We start from the raw sequence: 1,475 nt of genomic DNA, 5'->3' as shown, positions 1-1,475 counted from the left end.
ATTTCAACATGGGATTTCTTTAAAAGATACTTACGAGATTTATGATAATTATATTGATGACGGTGGAACTTTTGAGGATCTAATTGAAAAAATTATTGATGTATTTGAGGTAAGCGGTTTTTTCAAGAAGGAAGATTTGGAGGAAGGAAAAAAGGAGTTGGAGGAGGCAAAGACAAAGGGAAAAAAGAACAAATAAAAAGTTGTACAGAATTATTTGAAGAGCTGTATCCAATAGCTGTAGAAAACGGTGTGGATGCAGTTTTTTATTGGGAAATGACCTATGGAGAGATACGGGCAGCTATAGAAGGTAATCAGAAAAAGCTTAAAACACAGATGCAAATAAAGGCAAGTATAGCTTATCAATTGGGTTCTTTAGTAGGTATAGCATTTAATGAACCTGAAAAGTATCCAAAGATTGAAAAGGCATTTCCTAATTTATTTGATGATGTAATAGATAATGAGCCAAGGCAACAATCATGGCAAATTATGAAAGCTAGAATAGAGCAATATAATACATACCTCAAACAGAAGAGAGGTGAGGCTGATTGACGATAGAAGAGTTAAGAGTAGTCATTTCAGCTAAAACTGAAAAATTGCAGGAAGGTATAAATAAAGCGACAAGTAAACTGCGAAACTTTAAAAAAACTTCTGATGATACTAGCTCTGCAATGGGTGGCAGTGTGAAAAGCATGCAAAAGAAGCTAGACTCTTTAAGTGCTAGTTTTGAAAAAACACAAGCAAAAATATCTAATATGCAGGGTGAACTAGCTAGGCTATATGAAAAGCAAGATGCTATTGTAGAAAAATATAGAAGCATGCCAGCATTTTCGGGCATGACTAAAGATGAAAGCCTAGAACAAATGATTAAATCCGATGCTGGGTTTCAAAAGTTATCTAGCGAGATCGATAAACTTCAAGCAAAAATGCAACCTTTCATTGAGAAGAATAGGCAAACAAAAGAGGAGGCAAATAAGTTATCGGAAGCTTTATCAAGAGTTGGGGATAATGCTAAAAATGCTGGAGATAAGATTGAAAAAAGTGGCGATAGTTCTCAAAGGGCAGGTAAAAAGATGGAAGAGGCAGGAAATAGAGCTAGGGCATCCAGCAGTAAAGTAGTAGGATTTGCAAATATGATTGATAATGCTTTTAGAAGAGTGTTAAGAAGGATACTTGTATATAACTTGATATACAGGGCAATACGTGGATTAATCAGCTATATGAACGCATCCTTAATGACAAATAGACAGTTTGTAGCTAGCTTAAACCAGATTAAAACAAATCTTATGGTGGCATTTCAACCTATATACGACTTTATTTTGCCTGCCTTGAATGCTTTAATGCGAGGGATTGCGACTGTAACAACTTATATAGCCGCTGCAATATCTGCTTTGTTTGGTAAGACATACAGACAAAGTTTTAAAGCTGCTAAAAGTCTTAATACTGCTAGACAAAGCATGGCAGGAGTAGGTAAAGCC

3 protein-coding genes are annotated in these 1,475 nt (G+C 35.4%); all 3 read left to right on the top strand.

What is annotated here, in order from left to right; translation table 11 throughout:
• A partial coding sequence (locus tag PHP06_09355; protein MDD3840759.1) for a DUF6096 family protein occupies positions 1–196 on the top strand: 196 nt, incomplete at its 5' end.
• A 53-nt stretch (positions 197–249) separates the two neighbouring features.
• Positions 250–549 carry a hypothetical protein gene (locus PHP06_09350; GenBank protein ID MDD3840758.1) on the top strand — a complete coding sequence of 100 codons (300 nt, stop codon included), beginning with the start codon at positions 250–252 and terminating at the stop codon, positions 547–549.
• The coding region (locus PHP06_09345; protein ID MDD3840757.1) for a hypothetical protein at positions 546–1,475 on the top strand (930 nt) is incomplete at its 3' end. The genes PHP06_09350 and PHP06_09345, both read left to right, overlap by 4 nt.

The organism is Clostridia bacterium, assembly GCA_028698525.1.
GTDB lineage: Bacteria > Bacillota > Clostridia > JAQVDB01 > JAQVDB01 > JAQVDB01.
The sequence above is the reverse complement of the archived record's forward strand: the minus strand, read 5'-3'. Positions and strand labels throughout refer to the sequence as shown.